This is a genomic window from Exiguobacterium sp. RIT452 (assembly GCF_003598705.1).
In the GTDB taxonomy this organism is placed as follows: domain Bacteria; phylum Bacillota; class Bacilli; order Exiguobacteriales; family Exiguobacteriaceae; genus Exiguobacterium_A; species Exiguobacterium_A undae.
The window spans coordinates 191,000-216,507 of the sequence record NZ_QXJB01000005.1; the positions used below are offsets into that span (position 1 = coordinate 191,000).

Annotated in this window: 26 protein-coding genes; 14 read left to right on the top strand and 12 right to left on the bottom strand. The window is 47.9% G+C overall.

The features are described from left to right. Positions 1 to 39: 39 nt before the first annotated feature. The 3 genes from D3D03_RS12500 to D3D03_RS12510 all read left to right on the top strand — a co-directional run bounded on the left by D3D03_RS12500 (position 40) and on the right by D3D03_RS12510 (position 2,407). Positions 40 to 951, top strand: coding sequence for a guanosine-inosine kinase (locus D3D03_RS12500; RefSeq protein ID WP_026833802.1), 912 nt, complete (start codon positions 40 to 42; stop codon positions 949 to 951). Between the two features lie 34 nt (positions 952 to 985). Then, positions 986 to 1,411 (top strand): NUDIX hydrolase, encoded by a 426-nt coding sequence (locus D3D03_RS12505; RefSeq protein WP_026833801.1) that lies wholly within the window; start codon positions 986 to 988, stop codon positions 1,409 to 1,411. An 87-nt stretch (positions 1,412 to 1,498) separates the two neighbouring features. Continuing rightward, entirely contained in the window at positions 1,499 to 2,407 is a 909-nt protein-coding gene (locus tag D3D03_RS12510) for a YihY/virulence factor BrkB family protein (RefSeq protein WP_028106890.1), read from the top strand. 70 nt (positions 2,408 to 2,477) lie between these two features. Here the strand turns inward: D3D03_RS12510 and D3D03_RS12515 are convergent, their stop codons facing one another. Then, positions 2,478 to 4,427 (bottom strand): heavy metal translocating P-type ATPase, encoded by a 1,950-nt coding sequence (locus D3D03_RS12515; protein WP_119923740.1) that lies wholly within the window; start codon positions 4,425 to 4,427, stop codon positions 2,478 to 2,480. Positions 4,428 to 4,613: 186 nt separating this feature from the next. On the opposite strand from D3D03_RS12515, the gene D3D03_RS12520 reads away from it, so the two are divergent. After that, complete coding sequence (locus D3D03_RS12520; protein WP_026833798.1) at positions 4,614 to 5,543, top strand: DMT family transporter; 930 nt, start codon at positions 4,614 to 4,616, stop codon at positions 5,541 to 5,543. Positions 5,544 to 5,696: 153 nt separating this feature from the next. Next, positions 5,697 to 5,993 (top strand): hypothetical protein, encoded by a 297-nt coding sequence (locus tag D3D03_RS12525; RefSeq protein WP_233550704.1) that lies wholly within the window; start codon positions 5,697 to 5,699, stop codon positions 5,991 to 5,993. An 83-nt stretch (positions 5,994 to 6,076) separates the two neighbouring features. Here D3D03_RS12525 and D3D03_RS12530 read toward each other — a convergent pair whose 3' ends face one another. The 3 genes from D3D03_RS12530 to yfkAB all read right to left on the bottom strand — a co-directional run bounded on the left by D3D03_RS12530 (position 6,077) and on the right by yfkAB (position 8,668). Beyond that, the gene (locus tag D3D03_RS12530) at positions 6,077 to 7,291 is read right to left on the bottom strand and encodes an MFS transporter (protein ID WP_369877628.1); all 1,215 of its coding nucleotides are present in this window, start codon (positions 7,289 to 7,291) and stop codon (positions 6,077 to 6,079) included. A gap of 1 nt (position 7,292) precedes the next feature. Beyond that, a complete protein-coding gene (locus D3D03_RS12535; RefSeq protein WP_026833795.1) occupies positions 7,293 to 7,475 on the bottom strand; it encodes a hypothetical protein in 183 nt (60 codons plus the stop codon). An 80-nt stretch (positions 7,476 to 7,555) separates the two neighbouring features. Continuing rightward, entirely contained in the window at positions 7,556 to 8,668 is a 1,113-nt protein-coding gene (yfkAB, locus tag D3D03_RS12540) for a radical SAM/CxCxxxxC motif protein YfkAB (RefSeq protein ID WP_026833794.1), read from the bottom strand. Positions 8,669 to 8,753: 85 nt separating this feature from the next. Here yfkAB and D3D03_RS12545 point away from each other — a divergent pair, with 85 nt between their 5' ends. Together D3D03_RS12545 and rlmD are read left to right on the top strand one after the other, a co-directional pair. Next, positions 8,754 to 8,963 carry an SE1561 family protein gene (locus tag D3D03_RS12545; RefSeq protein ID WP_026833793.1) on the top strand — a complete coding sequence of 70 codons (210 nt, stop codon included), beginning with the start codon at positions 8,754 to 8,756 and terminating at the stop codon, positions 8,961 to 8,963. A 40-nt stretch (positions 8,964 to 9,003) separates the two neighbouring features. Then, the gene (rlmD, locus tag D3D03_RS12550) at positions 9,004 to 10,389 is read left to right on the top strand and encodes a 23S rRNA (uracil(1939)-C(5))-methyltransferase RlmD (protein WP_026833792.1); all 1,386 of its coding nucleotides are present in this window, start codon (positions 9,004 to 9,006) and stop codon (positions 10,387 to 10,389) included. Between the two features lie 42 nt (positions 10,390 to 10,431). On the opposite strand, the gene D3D03_RS12555 is transcribed toward rlmD, so the two are convergent. The 7 genes from D3D03_RS12555 to D3D03_RS12585 all read right to left on the bottom strand — a co-directional run bounded on the left by D3D03_RS12555 (position 10,432) and on the right by D3D03_RS12585 (position 17,096). Continuing rightward, positions 10,432 to 11,313: an aldo/keto reductase gene (locus D3D03_RS12555; RefSeq protein ID WP_035387668.1), complete on the bottom strand. Its 882-nt coding sequence runs from the start codon at positions 11,311 to 11,313 to the stop codon at positions 10,432 to 10,434. A gap of 53 nt (positions 11,314 to 11,366) precedes the next feature. Further along, complete coding sequence (locus tag D3D03_RS12560) at positions 11,367 to 11,915, bottom strand: TVP38/TMEM64 family protein (protein WP_035387667.1); 549 nt, start codon at positions 11,913 to 11,915, stop codon at positions 11,367 to 11,369. An 84-nt stretch (positions 11,916 to 11,999) separates the two neighbouring features. Further along, positions 12,000 to 13,394 carry a sensor histidine kinase gene (locus D3D03_RS12565; protein ID WP_119923741.1) on the bottom strand — a complete coding sequence of 465 codons (1,395 nt, stop codon included), beginning with the start codon at positions 13,392 to 13,394 and terminating at the stop codon, positions 12,000 to 12,002. After that, positions 13,391 to 14,077 carry a response regulator transcription factor gene (locus tag D3D03_RS12570; RefSeq protein ID WP_026833789.1) on the bottom strand — a complete coding sequence of 229 codons (687 nt, stop codon included), beginning with the start codon at positions 14,075 to 14,077 and terminating at the stop codon, positions 13,391 to 13,393. Before D3D03_RS12570 ends, D3D03_RS12565 begins: the two co-directional genes overlap by 4 nt. A gap of 133 nt (positions 14,078 to 14,210) precedes the next feature. After that, complete coding sequence (locus D3D03_RS12575; protein WP_026829132.1) at positions 14,211 to 14,768, bottom strand: GNAT family N-acetyltransferase; 558 nt, start codon at positions 14,766 to 14,768, stop codon at positions 14,211 to 14,213. Positions 14,769 to 15,026: 258 nt separating this feature from the next. Next, the gene (locus tag D3D03_RS12580; RefSeq protein WP_119923742.1) at positions 15,027 to 16,172 is read right to left on the bottom strand and encodes an amidohydrolase; all 1,146 of its coding nucleotides are present in this window, start codon (positions 16,170 to 16,172) and stop codon (positions 15,027 to 15,029) included. A 15-nt stretch (positions 16,173 to 16,187) separates the two neighbouring features. Beyond that, positions 16,188 to 17,096 (bottom strand): TIGR01777 family oxidoreductase, encoded by a 909-nt coding sequence (locus D3D03_RS12585; protein ID WP_119923743.1) that lies wholly within the window; start codon positions 17,094 to 17,096, stop codon positions 16,188 to 16,190. A gap of 126 nt (positions 17,097 to 17,222) precedes the next feature. On the opposite strand from D3D03_RS12585, the gene D3D03_RS12590 reads away from it, so the two are divergent. The 5 genes from D3D03_RS12590 (at position 17,223) to D3D03_RS12610 (ending at position 22,851) form a co-directional block, all read left to right on the top strand. Beyond that, positions 17,223 to 18,044 carry a RecX family transcriptional regulator gene (locus D3D03_RS12590; protein ID WP_119923744.1) on the top strand — a complete coding sequence of 274 codons (822 nt, stop codon included), beginning with the start codon at positions 17,223 to 17,225 and terminating at the stop codon, positions 18,042 to 18,044. A gap of 349 nt (positions 18,045 to 18,393) precedes the next feature. After that, positions 18,394 to 20,121: an ABC transporter ATP-binding protein gene (locus tag D3D03_RS12595; protein WP_119923745.1), complete on the top strand. Its 1,728-nt coding sequence runs from the start codon at positions 18,394 to 18,396 to the stop codon at positions 20,119 to 20,121. Between the two features lie 17 nt (positions 20,122 to 20,138). After that, entirely contained in the window at positions 20,139 to 22,199 is a 2,061-nt protein-coding gene (locus tag D3D03_RS12600) for an ABC transporter ATP-binding protein (protein ID WP_119923746.1), read from the top strand. A 59-nt stretch (positions 22,200 to 22,258) separates the two neighbouring features. Next, complete coding sequence (locus D3D03_RS12605; protein ID WP_119923747.1) at positions 22,259 to 22,573, top strand: DUF1811 family protein; 315 nt, start codon at positions 22,259 to 22,261, stop codon at positions 22,571 to 22,573. A gap of 2 nt (positions 22,574 to 22,575) precedes the next feature. Next, on the top strand, positions 22,576 to 22,851 hold the full coding sequence (locus D3D03_RS12610; RefSeq protein WP_026833782.1) for a YfhJ family protein: 276 nt from the start codon (positions 22,576 to 22,578) through the stop codon (positions 22,849 to 22,851). 63 nt (positions 22,852 to 22,914) lie between these two features. Here D3D03_RS12610 and D3D03_RS12615 read toward each other — a convergent pair whose 3' ends face one another. Continuing rightward, a complete protein-coding gene (locus D3D03_RS12615; protein WP_119923748.1) occupies positions 22,915 to 23,898 on the bottom strand; it encodes a metal-dependent hydrolase in 984 nt (327 codons plus the stop codon). 109 nt (positions 23,899 to 24,007) lie between these two features. On the opposite strand from D3D03_RS12615, the gene mutY reads away from it, so the two are divergent. Continuing rightward, positions 24,008 to 25,024 (top strand): A/G-specific adenine glycosylase, encoded by a 1,017-nt coding sequence (gene mutY, locus D3D03_RS12620; protein ID WP_026833780.1) that lies wholly within the window; start codon positions 24,008 to 24,010, stop codon positions 25,022 to 25,024. Next, positions 25,024 to 25,449, top strand: a complete 426-nt coding sequence (locus tag D3D03_RS12625; RefSeq protein WP_026833779.1) for an SRPBCC family protein — start codon at positions 25,024 to 25,026, stop codon at positions 25,447 to 25,449. The genes mutY and D3D03_RS12625 overlap by 1 nt, the downstream gene beginning before the upstream one ends. The last annotated feature ends 59 nt before the right edge of the window (positions 25,450 to 25,508 follow it).

Below are 25,508 nucleotides of genomic sequence, written 5' to 3' on the forward strand. Positions count from 1 at the left end.
CATCAGGGTTCATGAAATTTTTTTAGAGGTGGAACAGAAATGAATAAAATTGCGGTAATCGGGAAAGTATTCGTCGACATAAAAGGAACTTCGTTCGCTCCCTTGCATAAGGATGCCAAAAACGTCGGGGACATCAGCTTTTCGAACGGTGGTACGGGTCGGAATGTGGCGCAGAATCTTGCTGTCCTTGGAAATGATGTTCGCTTTATCTCGACGGTTACGAACGACCAGATTGGTGTAGGAGTTCTCGAAGAACTGAAATCATACGGAGCAAACGTTGATCATGTAGAAATGCTGGAAGACCATGGTATGGGCATGTGGCTTGCGGTAATGGATAACGAAGGAGATCTGCAAACATCGATTTCGAAGCAACCAGATGCTAAGTTGTTGGAAGAAGCGATTCTTCGTCAATCGGTCTATGCCTTGGATGGGGTAGACGCGGTGGCAATCGATTTGGACTTATCCGTTACAGTCCTCGAACGTTTGATTCATCTCTGTCGCAAAATGGAATTACCGCTGTACGGCGTATGTGGTCACCTCAGCGTCATCGAACGAAACCGGCACTTGCTGCAAGGATTCACAGGATTCATCTGCAGTCGGGAAGAAGCCGAAATCTTATCTGACTTGTCGATTGTGACGGTCGAGGATGCGATTCATGTTGCAAACGAACTGGCGAAAAAAGGAGCACCGTTTACGGTCGTCACGATGAGCGAACTCGGTGCCGTTTACGTCGACCGCCGCACGGCGACGTCGGGCCATGTCGGAACAAAAAAAGTGAAAGTAGTGGACTCAACAGGTGCGGGGGATTCGTTCTTTTCCGCTGTACTCTCCGAACTGACGGACTCGAAACAAGCAGAGGACGCCTTGAAGCTCGGTATGAAGGTTGCCGCACAAGTCATCGCATCGACGGAAAATGGATTGATTCCTGAAATGCTGGAGACGATTCGTTGAGTCCTCAAATCATCATGTGATGGGAGACAACGCAATGCCAATTCAACGAAGTGCCATTATCTTAATCAATGAAGCGGATGAAGTCGCCTTGATTCGCCGGGATAAACCCGGTCAAACCTACTATGTGTTTCCGGGTGGCGGGGTAGAGACGGGCGCGACGCTCGAAGAAACCGCGATTCGGGAAGCGCATGAAGAGTTGGGAGTAGACGTCCAACTCGAAGGAATCGCGGCGGTTGTAAAGTTCAACGGACTCGATAATCCGTATTACTGGGCGAAGATGACAGGCGGCGTATTCGGGACCGGAACAGGTGAAGAGTTCGAGGATGATTCTTCCGGTTATACGCCGCTCTGGATCAGCCGGAAGGAATTGTCGGATTTACCGGTCCGACCGGCAACACTTGTCCGGGAATTGACGGCCATGACAGAACGATTCTACGATATCCAGCTGGAGGATAATTGAGGTTTTAGTTAAAACAAACAGGGAAAAAGTATATTAAGACAATGAGGTGGTCCTGGACTGCCTCTTTTTTATGAAGGAGAGATGACGATGGCGCATACGCGGGACACTAAAGGTTTAGTACTTAATTTGAAGCAACGCATGTCTGATCACAACATTACGGACTATGCGGGTACGTTGGCATACTACTGGTTCTTATCCATTTTTCCAGGCATTATTTTTGTTATTTCGGTATTATCTTTCTTTGATATTGACCAGCAGACGCTTGAATCACAAATTCGTGATCTGGCACCGGGTGGATCAGTCAACACCTTTACGGATGTTATCTTCCAAGCAATCAAAGAACCGCAGGGAGGTCTCTTGTCAATCGGGGCAATCCTTGCGATCTGGTCGGCTTCTAAAGGGGTAGATCGTCTGATTACGACAGCAAACCATGCTTACGGAGATTTTTCACCACGTGGATTTGTCGCAGCGCGAGGAATTGCTTTGGTGTTAACGATCATTCTCGGAATCGGGATGTTGTTACTGATCGTGTTAAACGTTTTGGGCGGACCGATCATCAGTTATCTGGCCAATTTTGTCCTCCCGATTGATATGGGACAGAAAATCCTGTTGACCGTGTTACGGTATACGATTTCAACCATCTTGTTGATTTTTATCCTCTCAATCTTTTACCGGGTCGCACCTAAACGACCGATTACCTTTAAACAAGCGATTCCTGGTGCCGTGTTTGGCGTTATCGTCTGGCAGCTCTTATCAGTCGGTTTTGGTTTTTACGTATCGAACTTCTCCAATTACAATCAGACGTACGGATCACTTGGTAGTGTCGTCATCGTCTTATTGTGGTTATACTTTACCGGATTGATCATCTTACTGGGTTCGGAGCTCAATGCTTCGTGGGAACGTTTTATGAAAAAGGCGGATCCGAAAAAAATGGAAGAAAAACGTCTGAAAGAACAAGCGGATCTGGATTCGATTCCGACCAATACGTTTGGTTAAGAGACGCTTCAACGACTGCTCACAAAAAAGCATCCGACATCGGTTTATCGATGGCGGATGCTTTTTTGTATTAAGCCGCTGCTTGTTTGGAAAACGAAGCAGGGGCGTGTGGAAGCGGTGTATCTTTTTGTAAAAGTCGTAATCCGTTGAGGATGACTAAAATCGTCGATCCTTCATGACCTACGACAGCAAACGGCATGATCAGGAATTGTGAAAAATTCGAGATGATCAACAGGAGGATGACACTGATGGCAAGCGTGATGTTCTGTTTGACGACACGGTTCATCTTGCGTGCTTTATTGACCGCGTATGCTAAACGGCCTAAATCGTTTTTCATCAGCACGACGTCTGCCGTTTCGAGTGCTGCATCTGTTCCTTCACCCATTGCAATTCCGACGTGAGCAAGTGCCAAGGCAGGGGCATCATTGATGCCGTCCCCAACCATCGCGACTGTTTTTCCGTCCGTTTGATATTGCTTGATGTAACGGACTTTATCTTCCGGCAGACATTCTGCGACGTAATCGCTTAATCCGGCTTCTTTGGCGATGGCAGCGGCAGTGACCGGATTGTCTCCCGTCAACATGATCGTCGTGATACCGAGTGAATTGAGGGAAGTGATGGCTGCCTTCGCTTCCGGACGAATCGTATCCCGTAAGGCATACAGGGCGATGATTGATTCCCCGTTGCTGACGTAGACCATCGTGTTGCCTTGCTCTTTTAATGACTGCTCCATGGAAGCAAACGGATCATGTAATCCTTCATGGAAGGCATATTTACCGATCCGGTAGGTGATGCCGGACACGGTCGCTTCAATCCCGAACCCTGTAACGTCCTTGAAGGCGGAAGGCTCAATGACATCGGCTTTTAAATGGGTCACGATCGCTTGCGCCAATGGATGGTTGGATTGGGCTTCAATCGATGCGACGGCTTGTTTTAAAGTGACGGAATCGATTCCGTCAGCGTAATGGCTTTCTGTCACGATCGGTTTGCCTGTCGTGAGTGTCCCCGTTTTATCAAAGACGATTGTATCGACTTGACCAAGCGTCTCGATGTGCGCCCCACCTTTGAACAAGACACCGTTGCGGGCAGAAGCAGCGATGGCGGATAAGGCGGCTGGAGTGATGGAAGCGACAAGGGCACAAGGTGAAGCTACGACAAGTAAAATCATTGCCCGGTAGATGCTTGTCTCAAACGACCAACCGACGACATAGTGGGGAACGACCATCATCAGCGCGACGACGAGTAAGACAATTTTGACGTAACGACTTTCGAACCGTTCAATGAACTGGGCGGAGGGTGACTGTTCGCTTTGTGCATTTTGTACCATATGGATGATTTTTTGGAACAACGATTCATCAGCCGCTTTTGTCATTTCAATCGTCAAGACACCGTTCATATTGACCGTTGAATTGTAGACCGTATCACCGGCTTGTTTTTCAACCGGAATGGATTCACCGGTGATCGAGGCTTCTTCAATCGCGGCTTGACCGCGGATGATCGTGCCGTCGACCGGAATGCGTTCACCCGGACGAACGTAGACGATATTTCCGATCGACAACTGTTCAAGGCCAACCACTTCGAGTTTCCCGTCGGCATTTAACCGGGTTGCTTCTTCCGGTTGCAAGGACATCAAACTTTGAAGAGCACGTTCATTTTTGTTCATTGTGTAAGTCTCGAGGGCGCCGGACAGGGCGAAGATGAAAATTAAGATTGCGCCTTCCATCCAGTAACCGATGGCCGCTGCCCCAATCGCGGCTAAAATCATCAACAATTCGACGTTCAGCGTTTTATCCTGATAGGTTTCGGTTAATCCTTCTTTTGCTTTCGCATATCCGCCGATGACGTAAGCGGAAAGATAAAGCGTGACATACGCTGCAGCGGGTACACTTACTTTTTCGAGGGTGTAAGCAATTAAAATCAATATTCCGCTAAAGAGTGCTAAAATCAATTCGTGATGTTCTTCCCAAGCATGACGAACAGCAGATCGTTGCTGGATATCGGTAGTAGTAGAGGTAGTCATATAAAAACTCCTTTCAAGTTCTAAATGAGAAATGAAATCACTATATCAAAACAATGAGAATGTTTATTACCAACGTTTCCTCATCAATGATAATGAGTTTCATTGTCGCTAGATTATAATAATTATTATCTGTAGACTAACTATACCATGCCCAAGCAAAAAGGAACAGGAAAGGAAACAGCAAAAATGAAAAAAATATTGACCGATCGATTTGGTATGGTTGCCCTCGCATTAGTGACGACCTTCCTCTGGGGAAGTGCCTTTCCCTTCATTAAAAAAAGTTATGACTTGCTCGCAATCGCCTCGACAGAATATGGGGAGCAACTCTTGTTTGCGAGTTACCGCTTCTTTTTAGCCGGTGTCCTATTGCTGATTGTCAGTGTGTTGGTGTTTAAACAACCGATCACGTTAAAAAATCGGACGCTTGCTTACAGCCGTCTGGGTTTTTTCCTGACCTTTCTTCAATATGTCTTCTTCTATATCGGCCTTTCATTGTCGACGGGGGTGCAGGGATCGATCATCGCAGGATCGACTTCCTTCTTTCAAATGTTGCTCGCACATTTCCGTTATGAAGATGACCGGTTGAATCGATTTAAGGGCCTGGCTTTGTTTTTAGGGTTCACAGGGGTCATCCTGGCGAACTGGCCGCAAGGGTCAGCCGGTGTAACGTTTGGCGTCGGAGAGATTTTACTGATTTTAGCGATGATTTCCGGTGCTTTCGGGAATTTGGTCGCAAAGGAATATTCAGCGAGTTATCCGGTCGCGCCGATGACCGGTTGGGCGATGGTCATTGGATCAATTGGCTTATTCATCGTCGGTGCGGTAATGAACGGGGAGTGGTTCCCGTTTACCTTCACGAGTACGTCGGCATGGATGCTGCTGTATTTGGCATTTTTGTCAGCGACCGGTTTCACATTGTGGAACTTGCTGATGAAATATAATCCTGTCAGTCGTGTTTCTTTGTTCATGTTTTTTGTCCCGATTTTCGGCGTGACGTTGTCGGCGCTGATTCTCGGTGAATCGATTCCACCGCAGGCGTTCATCGGTTTATTGTTTGTCGTCGCCGGTATTTTGGTTTCGACTTATCTTCCGGTTTGGTTTCAAAAGCGGAGTTGACGAAGATTCTGAATCATGCAAAAATAGTCTCAATCAATCTGTTATTTTTAATCGTTTGTTGCTTAAGCCGACTTGTTCGGCTTTTTCTGTACGGTCATAAACCACCGATTCGGCCTTGCCAAAAAGGCTAGTGCAACCAAAAAACGAGAGGAGATGAGAGAAGTGGAACGGAATGAGATCGTTCGAAAGATCATTGCCAATCGTCGTCCACGCGATGAGTTTGCTCGGTTCGTCGTTACCTGTGTCAGTCAACAATTAAAGGAAACACATGGGGACGTCGATGTGGAAATCGTTGAGGCAGAAAGAGGGTACGATTCAGTTTGGTCAATCAACGGTCGAGAGGTCGTCGTCTTGCTGGAAACAGAAGAGTTGAAGCGTGCAAAAGAACAACCCTATGCAATCGACGATAAGCTCTGGCATAGTTTTCGGCAGGTCGGAATCGTAAAATAAACGTACGGTTTCAACGTGATCCGTAGACGGAAAAAGACAAAGACGGTCGTTCCACGATAAGGAACGACCGTCTTTGTCTGTAGTTAAGGTAACACCGGCTTAGAACGAAACAGAAGGTAGGCGAGAGTCGCGAGAACCAGTACAAATAAGCTGAAATAAAAGCTTGGGGGTAACGCGACGAACAGACTCCCTGAAATCGGTCCAAGTATCGATCCGAGACTGAAGGAGATGCCGGCAAGCAAGTTCCCGGTCGGCAGTAAATGATTCGGAAGTTGTTCCGTCATATAAGCGACGCCAAGCGAATAGGTCGATCCGAGGGCCATTCCGCTAATCGCAAAAATCGTGAACAAGGCGCCGTAACTTTGAAACAGAAAACAGGCAATTAAAAAAGCGACGCTTCCAATACTGAGGACGGTGATCAGCGTGTTCCGTTTTCCGAAGTGATCCGCCAATCGACCGAGCGGCAGCTGCATCAATAAAGAGCTGACGACGAAAGTCGTAATTAACGTACTCGTCTGTGATAGTTCGTAGCCGTTTCGTGTCGCAAAAACAGGGAAACTTGCATTTAACGTTGCTTCCAAAAAGCCGTACGTGAATCCCGGCAATAATGTAAACCAGGCACTCGTCAAGACGAGCCGGTAGCGAGATGCGGCAGATTGGAGTTCTTCCGGCATGATATCGGATGGTTTCTCATTCGGCATTTGCCGCAAGAAAATCAAAACGAGCACAGTCAATGTCCCTGTCAAGACGAAAGGAAGCCAGTCGATGACATCAACAAGCGGTGCAGCGAGCGGACCAAGGGCGAAACCGAGTCCGAATGCCATCCCGTACAAGGACATCGTGCGTCCGAGTCTGTCATTTGGTGTGATTGAAGTGATCCAGACCTGTGATCCGTAATGAAGCGTCTGGTCACCAAAACCAACGACGAACCGTAACACCATCCAAGCAAGGACACTTGGAATCAGGGGAAAAGCAAAGACGGCGACAGCGACTAGCACCAGTCCGAAGGAAATGACCGGGACGTAACCGTGACGACGCAACGGCTTTTCCATCAATGGCGCGGCGACGATGACACCGATGTAGAGAACAGCAGCACTTAATCCATTTATGTAAGCGGGTGTTCCTTGACGTTCAAGCAAAATTGAAAGCAACGGGATGAGTAGTCCTTGGGTAAAACCGGAAATGAAGACGATTGAAAGAATCAGAGCAAAACGACGTGACACAACAAACAACTGCCTTTCTTTTTTATTAAGCATAACATGCCCCAGATGTACCTCTGTACACCGGGGCATGTTCATTTTATTGATCTTTTTGTTCGAACCGTGTCGGACGTGGCATATGCAAGAGATGTTCGTCCCAATCCGTTTGATCGAACACTTCGTCGTGTTCAATACTGTGAGACGCACGAATGCCGATCATCATGATTCCGAGTACCATGCTGAACATTCCAATAATCGCAACAATCCCAACGAGCCATTCCATTTTTGAAACCCCCTTCGAACAAGGAAAGTGTGTCAACTTTGTGACAGACTTTTCCCGTTTTCAAAGAGACTCAAACCTGATCAGAGGCGGCTGGATTGTTTGAGGAAGTCTACTTCCGGATAATACGCATTTTTGACAAGGGCGTTTGGACCGAGGCATTGAACGGCCGGACAGTGACAGGACAAGCTTTGATTCAGTTCCGTTTGGCGCCACATCGCGTAGGCATCATTAAAGGATGTCTCATGAATCGTTCCGAGTGAGGCGAGTTCGTCTCCAAAGTCCGTGACGATGATTTCTCCGTCGAAGATGTTGACGTTAAGCCGCGAACGACCGTCGGGATCGTTTCGGACGGAGACGTTCGTTTCGCTTTGAAGACGGCGATGGAGCGTTAAATCTTCTTCTTTCATGGAGCAGGCATAAAACGGCAGTGTTCCAAACAGCATCCAGACGTTTTTGTCACGGGCATCCAGTAGACGGTGGATGCCGTCACGGATTTCATCGAGACTGGCGGCTTCGATCATCGACGCGAAATCTGCCGGGTACATCGGGTGCACTTCATGCCGGACACAACCCATGTCGACGATTTCCTGATGAATGGCTTCGAGGTGCGGTAACGTCCGCTTGTTGATCATCGTTTCGGCGGAGACGAGGACACCACGCGCGTTCAGGATTCGTGCATTTTCTTTCATCTGTTCAAACAGTTTTGTCCGGGCTTCACGAGAGGGTTTACGCTCCATCATGGCGAAACCACCATCGATGAAGTCATCGGCTGTTCCCCAGTTATGTGAGATATGCAAAACATCCAGATAAGGGATGATCAATTCATATCGTGAGAGGGGAAGTGTTAAATTTGAGTTGATTTGGGTTTTAGCCCCGCGTTCGTGGGCATACTTAAGTAGAGGGACAACGTATTCCTTAACCGATTTCATCGACAGCATCGGTTCCCCGCCTGTAATCGAGAAGGCGCGGAGATGTTCGATCTCATCCAGTCTTTTGATGAGGAGTTCGACGGGAATGGTAGGTGTTTCGCTGTTCGATAACATGTATCCGACGGCGCAGTGTTCACAGCGCATATTACAAAGGGTCGTGGTCGTGACTTCGATATTGGTCAGTCTGGAGTGCCCGTACTGTTCGATATCGCGGTATGCTTCCCACGGATCGTTCTCGATGGTGATGGGTGATTTTAATGACATGATCATATTCCTCCTTTTAGTGCTCCATTATGTATCGTATGCTAAATGAACGATGGAAGAAAGAAGAAGAAGGGAAGTCAGAATAATGGGAAAAGCAAGAACTGATAAACTTGGGCAGATGAATGTGCTAAAATCAAGAATGCAGCTTTTATGCCATACGATTGATTCATTGGATGAAACATCAGATATTGAGGACTTGGAACGTTTAGCCGCTTCCTTGGATCAGTTGAAAGCCAAGGTGCTTCGTTATGCAAAAGATATGAAGGAACATGAGGAATCAGAAAGCGGTTCGTAAAGACCGCTTTTTGATTTGGATCATGGAAAGGATGGATCAGATGACAACAAAAATTAAATTACAGGTAGGCGAAACACGTTCCGTGACTTGCTTACGCATGGGGATTAACGGTGAAGGGATTGCAACACTGGAACGACAAATCGTCTTTATACCAGGTCTGCTTGTCGGTGAAACCGCTCAAATCGAAATTACAGAAATTCATAATAACTTTGCCAATGCTAAAATCCTCAAACGGGATGTCCGTTCACCGGATCGTGTGACGCCGTTATGTCCGATCTACAGCCAATGCGGGGGATGTCAGCTTCAGCACATGAGCTACGAAGGACAACTCCGGTACAAAGAAGAGATGTTACGGAACGCCTTTACAAAATCAACGAAACTTAATGTTGAAAAGGCGGATATCCGTAAGACGATCGGTACGACAGAATGGGAATACCGTAACAAGTCACAATTCGCCGTCGGAAAAGAAGGCAACCAAATCGTCAGTGGTCTGTACTCCGCAAACTCAAACCGTTTAGTGGCGATTGATGAGTGTGTAGTGCAAAACAAAGAGACGTTACGTGTCAACAATGCGGTCACGCAATTGTTGAACGACTACAATGTACCGGTTTACAGTTCATCCAAACAAGATGGTGTCATCCGTAACATCGTCGTGCGGACGGGAATCAAAACAGGTGAAATTCAAGTGGTCTTAGTGGCGTTCAAGGACGGATTCAAGGATCTTGAAGGATTGTCCCGTGATATCTATGACATTCCCGGTGTCATCTCAGTCGCCTTGAACATCAACGATAAATTAACATCACGCGTGTTTGGGGAACAAACAGAAATCCTCCGCGGCGTGGAACGGATTGAGGAACAGATGGGTGAATTCACATATCAACTGTCACCACGGGCGTTCTTCCAGTTAAACCCGGAACAAGCGGAGCGGATGTATGGAGAAGTCGTGAAAGCAGCTGCCTTGACGGGTGAAGAACGTGTTGTTGATGCATACGCGGGTGTTGGATCGATTGGTCTTTGGGTGGCGAGCGGAGCAAAAGAAGTCCGTGGAATGGAAATCGTCGAAGAAGCCGTCGAAGATGCGACAGCCCATATGAAACAGTATGGTTTTAATCATGCCCATTATGTGGTCGGGAAAGCAGAAGCCTGGATTCCACGTTGGGTAAAAGAGGGATGGGTACCTGATGTCTTCATCGTCGATCCACCACGTGCCGGATGTGACACACAGTTATTAAATGCGATGATTTCTTCTAAAGCGAAAAAAATCATCTATGTCTCGTGTAATCCACAATCACTGGCACGGGATTGTGATCATTTGATGAAAGCCGACTACAAAGTCAGCTACATTCAACCGTATGATATGTTCCCTCAAACGGCGCATGTCGAAGCAATCGTCGTCTTGGAAAAAAAGAAAAAGAAGAAATTTTAATGAAAATGCCTCATTCCTCTTTAAAAGGAATGAGGCATTTTTTTAGGTTTGTTGGAGCCAATTTTGATCTTGTTCCTGAAAACGGCGTTTTAGATCCGCGACACGTGCCGTCGACAAAGGACCTTGTTCGAGCAAACGGACGTTACGGATTAGATGTTCCGGATTCGCCGTGCCGATGATGGCACTCGTGATTCCAGGCTCAAAGACTGTAAAACGAAGAGCTGTCTCAAGCCAGGACGATTCCTCAAGCGGGAAGTCAAGTTGCTCTGCCCGCTCCCAGTAAGGCTCGACATATTGTCCGACCGGTCGTGTGTCAAACCGCCAAGGGGCGTTGGCAATCGGTCGTTTAGCGATGATTCCTTTTTGTTGCCGGTGAATCTCCGGTACGGCATCAGCCAATACCCGTTGATCGTAAAGGTTGACCGACGTTTGAAAACTGTCGAAGCGTCCGGTTTTAACGGCGTAATCCAAGTCATCTCGATCGCCTGAATAAGCAATCAGCCGGACTTTTCCCGCCTGTTTTGCCCGTTCCAGCGCCTCGATGACGTCGTCTTGCGCGAGTATTTCCTTGCTGCAAGAGTGAAGGTGGACAATATCGATGAAGTCCGTCTGCATCGTCAAGAGTGCTTGATCGATTCCGCCGGCGACAGCTTGAAAGGTCCAATCCTTCGCACCGGGTACATCGTATCCGACCTTCGTCGACAGGACGACGTCATGGCGACGTTGTTTTAAGAAGTGACCGAGTCGTTTCTCGGATAAGCCGTAGCCGCGCGCCGTATCAAACAGGCGGATGCCCAGGTCCAAGGCTTGGTGCAAGACCCGGCTTGCTTCCTGATCCGATAAAGCGTCGGAACCGATGTGACCGGCACCAAAGCCGAGCGGGGAGACTTGAATATCGGTCTGACCAAATGAACGTAATTCCATGCTCTTTTCCTCCTTTGTGTACTTCTCTACACTAAACGAAGAAAACGGTTGCATCAATCGTTAACCCCTGATTGTTGCCGTCGCTTCTTCCGCCAATAGAACAGATAGCAGATCAGGAACAGGCCGGCAATCAGCCAAGGAATGGGTGAGTCCCGCTGAATCAATTCATTGACGGCAAATGCCTCGAGTAGAAGGGCTGGTACTTTCCCGATCGTACTGGCGCTCAAAAACACGAGCGCCGAGACACCGCTGGTTGCACTCAAGAAGGTGACCAGTCCGGACGGGGCAAACGGCAGCAGCCGTAAAAAGAGGATTGACCAAAAGGCGTCCCATCCCGTTTGTTTCGTCAATTTCCCGAGCCATTTCAAGACAAGGGGTGACCGAATCAGCGGCTCGATCTGCCGGAAACCCCGGCGGTAAACGTAAAACGCGATCCCGGCACCCAAAGCCTCGCCGAGAAAGGACAACAAGAGCCCTTCCCAAAAGCCAAAATAAAGCAGATTGGCGGCAGTGATGAAAGCACTGGGCAACACACCAAATAAACTAACGAGTATGCTGACCAACAGACTGATCGCCACAGCAAATGTACCGGCTTGCTCCAACCAATGAAAAAATGTTGCTTCGATAGTAAAACGTCCTTTCTGAGAAAATCAAAAGACCAAACCGGCGGTAATCAACCGGTTTGGTCAAGCGAATCCATCTTCTTCGTCCGGCAGCAACGGTAATATGATTCGGACCGTCGTTCCTTCACTGAGCGCCGATTCAAAGGAAATGGTTCCGTCATGCCGATCGATGATATGTTTTGTGATGGCGAGACCGAGACCGGTTCCACCGTCTTTGCGGGTACGGGATTTATCGACCCGGTAAAACCGTTTCGTCAACCGTTCCAGATGTTCGGGTGGAATGCCTTCTCCTTCGTCCCGAATCGTGCAGACCGTCCGTTCATCGTCCGTTTTGGTCGAGAGATAGATGTTTTTGGAAGCCGGTGTATATCGTAAGGCATTATCTAAAATATTTCCGATGACTTGTTCCAGTCGGTCATTATCTCCGAGAACAATCTGACTTGGATCAAAATCCGTGATGATCGACACACCTTTTGTTTTAGCGATCGGTTCCATACGGTAGACGACATCTTCAAGCACTTGACTGAAGACGAGCGGCTGTTTCGTCATCGGATAAGAATCCCGTTCCAGTTGAGCCAAGTCCAGTAAATCATTGACGAGCCGTTGCAGGCGTTCCGTTTCCCGTTCGATGATTTGATAATACTGATCACGCGTTTTGTCATCGAGTGCTTGATCTTGCATCATTTCGGTATAGCCCCGGATGTAGGAGAGGGGGGTCCGTAATTCATGGCTGACATTGGCCAAGAATTCTTTGCGTTGTTCATCCACTTCGCCGAGCGATTCCGCCATCTTGTTTAACGTTTCCGCCAGTTCGCCGATTTCATCGTCGGATTGAATCGGAATCCGGTAATCAAAATCACCTTGTGCATACACCGTCGAAGCCCGTTTCATATCAATCAGCGGGCGGATGATCGTATCGATGATCTGGCGTCCAAAGATGACGAGATTGAGGACAATTAAGCCGATCATGAAGAAAATCATCAAGCGGAGCGGACGGAACGGTTCACTGATTTGACCCAGCTCAAGATACAGAATCAGTGTTCCGACAAGACGGTTATTTTCGATGATCGGAAAACCTGTCATGAGAATATCCGAGCCTTCAATCGGATGCGTCCGGCTTGAGACGACCGTTTCACCGTTACGCAACTGTTCAATATCCGCATTCGTCAAGAACCGCAGACCGGCCGGATTTTTCTTCAGAAAGTCGATGAAAAAAACTTTCGATTCGGTCAATTCGTTCGTATAAGTCATGCCATCGTAAAAGGCGCCGGACAAGCCTTCCGATTCATAGATGTTGATCAATTTTTCCCCGCGGTTCAGCAGGAGATCTTCTTGCGTTTGTAAATAAAAGCGGTCATACAAGTAAAATGTCAGCAACACGAACAAAATGGCTGAGAACACGCTTGTAAACCAAATCGTAATCCAAATCCGGCGACGGATGGTATAGCGTTTAATCATACTTCCTCAAACTTATACCCGATACCCCAGACGGTCTGAATCGAGCCACCAGCCTCACCGAGCTTGAGGCGGAGTGTTTTGATGTGGGTATCGACTGTCCGAAGGTTTCCGATATAATCCGCACCCCAGATTTGGTCGAGCAGTTGTTCACGCGAAAAAACTTTGTCGTTGTTTTGGACAAACAAGTGGAGCAAATCAAATTCCTTTCGCGTCAAACTGATGGGTTTTCCGCTGACATGGACACTCCGGCTTTCCGTATCCAGCTCAAGTTTCCCAATCGTCAACGTGGCCGATTGATCGACCGTAAAACGATGTGAGCGGCGCAGGGTCGCTTCGATCCGTGCCAATAATTCCCGTGGACTGAACGGTTTGGTGATGTAATCGTCAGCTCCGATTTTTAAACCGTGAATCCGGTCGAGTTCGTCGGAGCGTGCCGTCAGCATGATGATCGGGACATTCGAAAATTCACGGATCCGCATACAAGCGGTTAGTCCGTCCATTTCCGGCATCATGACATCGAGTAACACAAGATGAAACGTATCTTGCTGCATTTGGTCAAGGGCTTCTTGACCGTTTGAAGCGGTCGTCGTGTGGTAGTTTTCTTTTTGAAGGTTTGAGACAAGCAGGTCACGCATTTGTGCTTCATCGTCTACAACCAGTATTTTAAAGGATTGTTCCGGCATCAGTAATCGCTCCATTTCATATAGGAAGACGTTGCATCCTCTTCCAAAAGATGAATTTTCCTTATCATCATACCATTTGAAGGTTTCGTTCCGCATCAACGAACAGTAAAAAAGCACAAGAGGACAGGTCCTCTCATGCTTCGAGTTGTTGTTCGTAGACGGTTTCGAATTCGCGTCCGTGGATATACATTTGAAAACTTGATTTCGAGACTTCATACAGGGTGAACTGGGTTTCTCCCGTGTTCAACTGTTCGAGTAAGGTTGGGCGCAATTCATCCGCACAAAAGGCGTACGGCAACTTTTCCGCTGCTTTTTGAGAACGGATGTTGGTCTTGCGGATTTTCATGAAGACACTTTCGAATTCGAGGTCAAAAAATAATTCCGCAAAAAAGGCTTCCTTTGCGAGATTGTTGTACCCTTTCCCATGATACGGTTTACCTAACCATGTACCGAGAAACCCATACTGTCCTTCGATATCGAGTAAACTGATTGTACCGATTGGTTGGTCAAATTCGTCTAGGATCGTGCGGGAGACCAGTTCTCCGCGCTCTTCCTCTTCGATTGCCTGCTTTGTAGTAAACAGAAATTCATCAAAGTACCGTGTTTTTTGGCGGACGTACGGATATACGTCTTGATGCTGCATCAGTTCGAACAAATCAGCGCAGTCGCTCAGCTCCCGTTGCTTGAGCATACTTCCATTCCTCCTTCTTAAGACCGCTAGAATGATTGTCGAAAGCTACCTGTCTGACTCGTTTGAACCGCGCATGGTATGCCTTCTTCAGTTGTCGGATAAGATAATATTACCTTCTTTTTTTAAAAAAGCAAGTAAATAATTTTTGTGAAAAAACATACAAAAACAAGACATTTCCTGCAAACAAAAAGGGACGGTTTTCACAAAGAAAAAAGCCTTTGCATTTCAACGGATTTCCGTTAAAATCAAAGGCTTTTTTTAAGACATGGACGTCAGGTGTGGATGTTCAAAAATGACTTTTCCGTCGATCATCGTCATGAGCGGCTTCGCCAGATAATCGAGCGGGAAGTGACTCCAGAGAACGAGGTCGGCATCTTTTCCCGGTTCGATCGAGCCGACTCGATCGTCGACACCGATGGAACGGGCCGGATTGATCGTAATGGCGCGAAGGGCGATGTCGACCGGCAAACCTTCGCGTGCTGCCAGTCCTGCACATAAGTTTAAGTACTGAACGGGTGTATACGGATGATCCGTCGTGATCGAAATCTCCAACCCGTGTTCATGAAGGACCCGGTATGTTTCCCAGGTTTTGTTCTTCAGTTCGATTTTTGACTTTCGGGTAAACGTCGGACCGACCGTGACATGTTCGATTGGCAATTGTTGCAACTCCTGTGCGACGAGATGACCTTCTGTACAGTGCTCGATCCGGACATCCAGATCAAACTCTTCCGCAAAGCGAATGGCTGATAAGATATCGTCCGCACGGTGTGCGTGGACACGGAGCGGCATCTCTCTTTTGAGAACCCGTTCAATCATCCGGTGGGCAAACGTATCTGCCGTCCGTTGCATCTTGACTTCGAGAAACGCTTCCCGCAACATACCCATGATACCCATCCGTGTCAATTCACCGGCACGGCCTGCACTATGGACCCGTTTTGGATTTTCACCGAGCGCTACTTTCAGTCCGGCGTATTTCCGGAGGATCATATCGTCGATGAATCGACCGTGTGTCTTGATGACACTTGTCACGCCGCCGATGATGTTCATACTGCCCGGCATGACTTGAACCGTCGTGATCCCGTGTTCGATCGCTTCCTTGAATCCTTCATCGAGCGGATACACACCGTCGATGGCCCGTAAATGGGGCGTCATCGCGAAAATCGTTTCATTGGCATCATTTCCGACTGTCCCGGTTCCCTCATCGTATAAACCGAGATGCGTATGGGCATCGATGAATCCAGGCAGTAAGAACCGTCCTTCGGCTTCAATGACCCGTTCATCTTCTTTAGCGTCAAGCAATTCACTGATCTCATCAATTTTACCGTTTTTGATTCGGATATCCCCATAAAAACTATCTGATGTAATCGGGAAGATATGTGCATTACGTATTAAAACATCCACCATTTGTCAGCCCCTGTATTAGTTTGTATTCTCAAGATTCTGTAGTGCATCCTTTAATTCAGCATACCGAAACTTGAAGCCGTTTTCGAGTGCTTTTTTAGGAATGACACGTGCACCTTCGAGCACGATGACACTTTTTTCTCCAAGTGCGAGCTCGAGCGCAAAGCGTGGAGCAGGTAACCAGTGGGGACGATGTAACACCTGACCAATCGTTTGACCAAAACGGCGCATCGTCTCCGGATGAGGTGCCGTGATGTTCACCGGTCCGCTGACGGAATCAGTCGTCAAAGCAAACAGGAACAGTTCAACGAGATCATCGATGTGGACCCAAGAAACCCATTGCTTACCGTCGCCCATCGTTCCTCCGCCAAACAGTTTGTAAGGGAGTCGCATCAGCGGATAGGCACCGCCGTCGGTACTTAAGACGACACCGATACGTGGATGGACGAGACGAATCCCGAGTTCGGCAATCGGTTCAGCAAGATTTTCCCAAGCGACACAGACGTGGCTGAGGAAGTCTGCCGTCGGAGGCAACACGGTTTCTTCTGAAAATGTTTGGTGACGATCCTGACCGTAAATCCCGACGGCAGAAGCCGATAAGACGACAGCGGGCTTGGAATCGAGTGCTTGAATGATCCGGACAAGTTCTTTTGTCGAATCGATCCGACTTTCAAGAATCACGCGTTTCCGCTCTTCCGTCCAGCGTCCTTCATTGATCGAGGCGCCGGCTAAGTGGATGAAGGCATCGACATCGTTTAATTGGTGTTCAGGTGTTGCTCCGTCTGTCAACCATTCCACGTAAGAAATGGATCCCGTTGCGGCTTTCGGTGACCGTGTCAGAATTTTAATCTGATGTCCTTCGTTAAGTAAACGTTTTGTTAATGCCTGCCCGATCATTCCCGTTCCGCCTGTAATTGCGATTTTCATAGCTGAAGTCATCCTCTCGTTCTATCTAAATGAATACTTGTACATATGTTCCCGTTTGTCCATTTCACTCAAACCTCATTCAACATGTTATCGTGGAAGAAAGAGAATGAAAAAGGAGGAACAGACTTGAAAATCAAACGGATCTCAACCCAAAAGAAAAACACGGAACGTTTTAATATCTATATTGAGCGTGAGGGCAAGGAAGAATACGCCTTTGCCGTCGATGTCGATATTTTAATCAAATATAATCTACAGCGTGACAAAGAGCTAGACGATGATTTCGTCAAGGAAGTCCTGACGGCGGAAGAACAGCAAAAAGCCTATCGTTTATCCCTCAATCATTTGTCTTACCGGATGCGGGCGACGAGTGAAGTCGAAGCCTATTTGATGGAAAAAGAAACACCGGAGCATGCGGTGAAACATGCCATCAAACGGTTGACCGATCAAAAATACCTGAATGACCAACAGTTTGCCTTGGCATACACGGCAACGAAAAAAGCGACGACGCCGCAAGGTCCCGGAAAGATTCGCCGGGATCTCGAGGCCTTGAAGGTTCCGAAGTCGTATATCGACGAAGCACTCACGGAGTTTACGGAAGAAGAAGAACTGGAAAAAGTGCTGAAATTTCTGCGGCAAAAACAAAAAGAACTGGCGCGAAGATCGGTTCGGGAACTCAAACAAAAATTGCAGCAAACGTTGATGCAACGCGGCTTCTCAACAGAAGTCACACGACAGGGGTTACAACTTGTTTTTGAAGAGGTCGAAGCGGAAACGGAAGAGTCGGCTGCGCTGTATCAAGCCCGGAAGTACTATCCGAAATACCGGAACCTGGAGCCGTTCGCCCGTATTCAAAAAACACAGCAGGCGCTTGTCCGAAAAGGCTTCCCGTATGCGCTTGTCTCAGAAGCGATTGAGCAGGTGAAACAGGAAGAGGAAGATGGGATTTGACGAAAGGTAAACCAATTTTTAAAAACTGGACACAAAATTGACAATTGTTCGACAATTATGCTATCCTACGCACAGATTAAGAAAAGGAGGAACCGTCACATGAAACAGCCAATTGTTATCACATCCATCCAACAGTTGAATATGGCGGAGACTCTCGAACTCGTATAAACACTCATTCAGTGTGCGATTGACAGGGAATCCGTTTCCCGAGCACGCAGACCATATTGTCGATTCAAATCGTCTTTAGAAAGGCAGATTGATTCCCGGACTGCTCCGGAAATCAGTCTGCCTTTTTTGCGTGCTTGGAAACCAGATAACACCATTATGAACGACAAAGGGGGGAACCATCGTGCGATTATTTCGCCAACTCAGTTGGTTTCTGAAGGAACATAAAAAATCGTATTTAGTTGCCGTGTTGTTACTGATCGTGACCGGCTTCATCGACTTGACACCACCATGGCTGATCGGAAAAGTCATTGACGGATTACGGTCCGGTTCAATGGACCGGACGACCTTGATCCAGTATGTGGTCGGTCTTGTCGTGATTTCAATCGCGTCCTTTATCTTGACGTATTTGTGGCTTGCGAAATTATTCGGAACGGCTTTTTTACTGGAACGCACGTTACGCAGTCAGTTCTTCACGCACTTGTTAAAACTGACACCCACCTTTTATCAGCGCAATCGAACAGGAGATTTAATGGCGCTGGCGACCAATGACTTGAAGGCGGTTGAACGGACAGCCGGGTTTGGTGTCCTGACACTCGTCGATTCGTTGAACATGACGGCGATTACGCTCGTCGTGATGGGTGTCGCCATTGATTGGAAATTGACACTGGCGGCGCTGTTGCCGATGCCGATCCTTGCTTATGCGATGAACAAGCTGGGAAGTCAGATTCACGGACGTTTCATGACGGCGCAGGATGCATTCGGCACGATGAATGACCAAGTCGTGGAATCGATTTCTGGTCTGCGCGTCATCCGTTCCTTTGTCCAAGAAGACATCGATGTCAAAAAGTTTGATGACGTGACGACTGATGTGTTTGATAAAAACGTGCATGTCGCCAAAATTGATGTCTTGTTTGAGCCCATCATTAAATTATTAGTCGGTATCAGTTATTTGATCGGTTTATCGTTCGGGACGTACCTTGTTTTTACGAACGACATCACGCTGGGACAGCTTGTTGCCTTCAATATTTACCTCGGGATGTTGATCTGGCCGATGTATGCGTTCGGGGAATTGATCAATGTCATCCAGCGTGGAACGGCAAGTCTTGACCGTCTGCAGGCGACAATGCGCGTTAAGCCGCTGATCACCTCGACACCGACTGTCGACGTATCGACTCCGGAAACGATTGAAGTATCGGATTTGACATTTACGTATCCGGGAACGGATCAACCGGCCTTGCGCGGCGTTGACGTAACGATTGAACAAGGGAAGACGATCGGAATCGTCGGTCCGACAGGGGCCGGAAAAACGACGTTGCTACGCCAGTTCCTCCGCGAATATCCGGTCGGACGCGACATGTTGAAAGTCAACGGGACGCCGTACGAAGATGTGGCGCTTGAGACAGTCCGAGGCTGGACGGGTTATGTCTCGCAGGAACATTTACTGTTCTCGAAAACTGTCCGGGATAACATCTTGTTTGGTGCCGGAACGGCAACGGAAGCGGAATTGCAAGAAGCAATTCGCCTCGCTTCGTTTACGACAGATGTCACGATGCTCGATCAAGGTCTTGAGACGTTGGTCGGCGAACGTGGTGTCACGTTATCCGGTGGACAAAAACAACGGCTTTCGATTGCTCGGGCGATGTTGAAGAAACCGAAATTGTTATTGCTCGACGACTCCTTGTCCGCTGTAGATGCGAAAACCGAATCACATATCATCGAAGCGATTCGCACCAATCGTGAGCAGTCCACGACGTTGATCGTCGCCCACCGGTTGTCCGCTGTTGCCCATGCGGACGAAATCCTTGTCCTCCAAGACGGTCAAGTGACGGAACGCGGAACGCATGAAGAGTTGATGGAACGCCAGGGCTGGTATGCCGAGCAATTTGAACGTCAAAGTGAAGAAACGTAAGGTAGGAGGTGTCAAACATGAATGAAGAAGAGTTGTATCTACTGGATCCTGTTCGTCGGAAAACGACGATTCGTTCACTTGTCCGCTATGCGATGTATGAGAAACGAGCCATCTTTCTGGGATTGTTTTTATTGATTCTGGCGGTTGGAGCAGAATTGACCGGTCCGTACATCGCGAAAGTCATCATTGACGAGCATATCGTCGCGATTGAAAAGGACTGGGTAGAAGTGGAGTCGGGCGGAACGGTGGAATACGCAGGACGAGAGTTCGCGAAGACGAAAGACGTATCTGCGTCCGCCATCATTCAACCGATTTCGATTGTCCAATCGAAAGAAGGATACTATTTTGTTCCGGAGCAAGTCGTCAGTGGCGGAGAACGGAACGTAACTGATGGAACGTTGACCATCACACGCGGCGACGAGACATTCCGTTATTCGGATGTCGAAAAGCTGACGCAAGGGCAAGTCTATGACTTTTACGCCTCCGACTTAAAAGCGGTCGGTTGGTTGTCGCTCCTTTATATCGTCTTGCTGTTGATTGCAGCGGGGCTGAACTGGGTTCAACAAATCTTGCTTCAGCGGTCGGCGCATAAAATCGTCAAACGGATGCGTCTTGATGTCTTTTCCCATTTACAACGGTTGCCGGTCCGCTACTTTGACCAAACACCGATCGGGAAAATCGTCAGTCGGGTGACGAATGATACGGAAACGATTCGTGATTTATATCTAGGGGTGTTGGCGCGGGTCTTTTCCGGATTGATCACGATGGCCGGAATTTTAGTAGCGATGTTTTTCCTCGATATCCGTTTGGGACTGGTCTCGCTCCTGATCATCCCGATCGTCTATTTCTGGATTCAGCTGTTTCAAAAATTGGCGACGGAAAACAACTTTAAGGTCCGGTCACTTGTCGCCGACATGAACGGTCAGTTGAATGAAAACATTCAAACGATGCCGATCATTCAAGCCTATGCGCGGGAAAAAGAAGTGTTGGCAGAATTCGAACAGAAAAACGAAGAGAATTATCAGACCCGTTCGAAGTTATTACGGCTCGATGCCTTGATGTCGCATAACTTGTCGTATTTCTTGAAAAACCTGACACTCGCTTTGCTGATTTGGGTTGTCGCCGGAAAGAGTTTGACTGACGGGACGTTTTTATCGCTCGGTATTTTATACGCTTATATCGACTATGTCTCACGTCTCTTCGAACCGGTCACTCAAATCATGAACCAGTTGTCTCCATTGCAGCAGGCACTCGTTTCCGCAGACCGGATGTTCCAGTTGCTGGATGAGCAAGGAGAAGACGTTGAAAAAGGACGCCTTGCTCGTTTTGCGGGACGTGTCGAGTTCAAGCAGGTCGGATTCAGTTACGATCCGGGTCATCCTGTGTTGCAAGACATTGAAATTGATGCGCGTCCGGGGGCGACGGTTGCCCTCGTTGGTCATACGGGCAGCGGAAAAAGTTCGATCATGAACTTATTGATGCGTTTTTATGATCCGTCCTCCGGACAGTTGTTGATTGACGGACAAGATGTCACGAAACTCCCGAAGCAGGCGGTTCGGGATCATATGGGGATCGTCTTGCAAGATCCGTTTTTATTCACGGGAACGATTCGGTCGAACATCACGCTTGGAAATCCGGCCATTTCGGAAGAGCGTATCCGTGAAGCCATCATTGCAGTGGGCGCGGATCGATTCATTGACCGGCTCCCGAAAGGACTGGATGAACCGGTCATCGAAAAAGGGGCGACCTTATCTGCAGGGGAACGGCAGTTGATCAGTTTTGCCCGGGCACTGGCCTTTGATCCGGCCATCTTGGTGCTCGATGAAGCAACGGCGAGTGTCGACTCCGAGACGGAAGCAATGATTCAAGAAGCGTTGTTGACGTTGACGAAAGGGCGGACGACATTCATCATCGCCCACCGCTTGTCGACGATTAAAGACGCGGATGAAATCATTGTTCTTGACCAAGGACGGATTGCTGAACGTGGTACACACGAAGAGTTGCTCGCAAAACAAAACATCTACGCCAAAATGTATGCCTTGCAAAGCAAACGGAATCTCGAACTGAAATCAAGCTAACCCTATGATTCTCCTCCCTCTTTTCGTATATACTAATGACGAAGAGGGGGAGTTTTTTGATGGATACACGAATGAGTCAACTGTCGAAGTATGAATTAGAGATGCTCGTGACGAAGTTGAATGAACAAAAACGAAAAGCGGAGCAACACGGCAACATGAGTGAAGTGGAAGTCATCATTCGAAAGATTGCGATTGCCCAAAGTTATCTCGTTGATGCCAGCCGGTTCGAGACGGGACGCTTTTACTGGATCGACGGGGAAGAAGCGCGATTCGAGTTGCATTTCGTCAACGGTGTCATGGGATGGGGACATTTTGAAGGGACGGTCAATGAAGTGGCGATTCCACTGGCATTGATTCAAGAAGAGGAGGAATGATGATGGATCAGAACCGTTCAGAAGCATTACAAGGACTGGCAAATGAACTGCAACTTGTCAATGAGACGCTGACACCGCTCGAAGCGTTGACATGGGTCGAAGTGCTGTGGGAGGACTTCGAGGCGACGCTCGCACGCGCGGGCGAAAAGTATCAAGGCGAGGCTGTTGCCGTACGTTTCGTTCAGCAACAGATCAAACAGCATGGAGCGATGCTTCATCGTTTCAACACGACAAATGAGAAATTCAAACATCTGATGATCGGGCGCGACACCCAGTGATTCAGATGCAACAAAAAAAGGACTCGTTGACCCGGAAGTTGTTTCGGGTAACGAGTCCTTTATTCATAGTGCAGGGACAATCAGTTTTTTTTGTAATGTGCGTTCACTGAAGACCCAGCCGGTGTACGAGCTGACGATCTGGCGGGAGGCGGCATCGATCCGGACAACCGCGACGAACGGATAAACTTCTTTCGTAAAGTAACGTAAGTTCGTGAAACGGTATTCGACAATCCCGTCTTTTCGTGAAACGGTATACGTGTGAATTTTTGAGAATTCGAGAAAAGCTTGCAAATCGGCATTTTCTTTGACGATTTCGTATAATTCGTCTCCATGCGGTTCGTCCTTAATCCGGAAATTACCGCATTCGACGACGGTACCGGCATTGATTTTGACGACAGCATATTCATTTCGCAAGCGGGCCGCGACGTGCCACTCATCCCACTTCATACCGGGCGAGATAAACAGCTTATGCGCTCCGCCATAGTAACGGGCTGCCGTTGCCAAAGCGTCGTTTCGCAACTTAAACTGAACGGCGTAGTAGATGATGACGATTGCAATCAGAATCGGGAAGATGACAATCGTCGCCCGGGTCAGCAACCAGATGCCGAACGCGCTGTAATACATCGTGAACAGATACGGATCAAATGTATTGATGACACCCCATCCGATCCAAGTCCTTTTAAAGGGGTGGAGAGCCTGTGTGCCGTAAGCATTAAACAGATCGACGAAGACATGAAGGGCGACAGCGGTCTGTGCCATCAGCCATAATGAAGTAGGTGGAACACCAAATAAAGCGCCGATGACAATCGACAACAACAGCGGCCAAGCGATCAAAGCGATTAAGCCGTGTGATTTACCACGGTGTTGTCTGAGATAGGCACTGTTGCCTTTAAATTTAAATACAGTATCAAAGTCCGGAGCATGGGAACCGACCAAAGCTGTAGTGGTGACGGCAGCGAACAGTGTAGCACTTGCTGCGACATCGGGTTCAAGTGTTGAAATGGCGGCGAGACAAAGTCCCATTCCGATATGCGTACCAGTATCCAATGCGAATTCGCTCCTCTATAAAGTATTCAAGATAATAAAAAGAATCGTAGAGTGATTTCATGGTTAATTGAACTTACTATAACGTATCAGACAGAAAAGAGGTAGAATTTTGACTCTCGTTACAGAATATTTCACAAACTTTAATAAGCAACATTTTACAACCGAACTGGTGCAATGGTTCTTGCGGGAACAACGGCAACTGCCATGGCGTGAAACGAAAAATCCTTACCATATCTGGATCAGTGAGATCATGTTGCAACAGACACGGGTCGATACGGTGATTCCTTATTACCACCGCTTCACGGAACGCTTTCCGACACCACACGACTTGGCTTCGGCGGAACAAAGTGAAGTCTTAAAATACTGGGAAGGCTTAGGGTACTATTCCCGTGTTAAGAACCTTCAAATCGCCGTTCAGGAAGTTGTTGAAAAATACGGCGGAATCGTACCGGATGAAAAGGAACGGTTCGAAAGTTTGCGGGGGGTCGGTCCTTATACGACGGGTGCCGTGCTCTCTATCGCTTACGGTCATCCGGAGCCGGCTGTTGACGGGAACGTCATGCGTGTCTTATCACGGGTCTTGGGGATTTATGACGACATCGCCGCTCCGAAAACTCGAAAAGTATTCGAAGCTGCTGTCCATGAGTTGATTGATCACACGGATCCTTCGAGTTTCAATCAAGGCTTGATGGAACTGGGCGCGATGGTCTGTACGCCAAAATCACCGATGTGTGGACTTTGTCCGGTCAATGATGTCTGTTTCGCCTACGAGCGGTCTGTTCAAGCGGAGCTTCCGGTCAAAACCAAAAAAGGGAAAACGCAGACGATTCAGTATGACGCCTTGGTATATGAAGAAAACGGTCAAGTGGCAGTCATGCAACGTCCCGATACAGGACTCCTCGCGGGCATGTGGCAATATCCTCTGGTCGAAACGTCAGAAGAGCAGCCGGGGACGCGTATCGGCAGTGTCAAACACATCTTTTCCCACCGGATTTGGGACATTACCGTTTATCGTGTCACGACCCAACCGGAAGGGACCGTCTTGATGGATGAACAAACGTATGCCAAGCAACCGATTTCAGTCGCCCAGATGAAGATTGATCGTCTACTAAAGGAGGAACTTTAATGAATCGTTTTATGACGGAAACCCGTGTCCCGACGACAAAAGAACAAGCTTGGTTATTTTTAAGTGACGCCAAAGCATTGACTGGCATGACGACTTTTCCGAAAGTTCAGACCATCGGTGATACCCGGACGTATGCCGGCAATACGATCCAGCTGAAGGTCGGGGTACCGCCGATTTTTGTACAGTGGGATTCGATCATCCCGATGGTCGGAAAAGATGCATTTGTTGACGTCGGAGTGAAGGTGCCGTTTCCTTTCGCTGCGTGGTGTCATACACACCGTGTCGAAGAACGTCAGGATGGCGTATATATGATTGACGACTTAATCTATAAATCCTATTTTCCAAAATGGTTTGTCGACGCCTTTATTCTTCGGCCGATGTTTCAGCAACGAAAACAAGCCATCTTGCATCATTTTTCAAAATAAATACCAGTCATTTTCCTGAAAAAATAGCCTTTCGTTTTTCATGTGTTCTGAAAATGGGT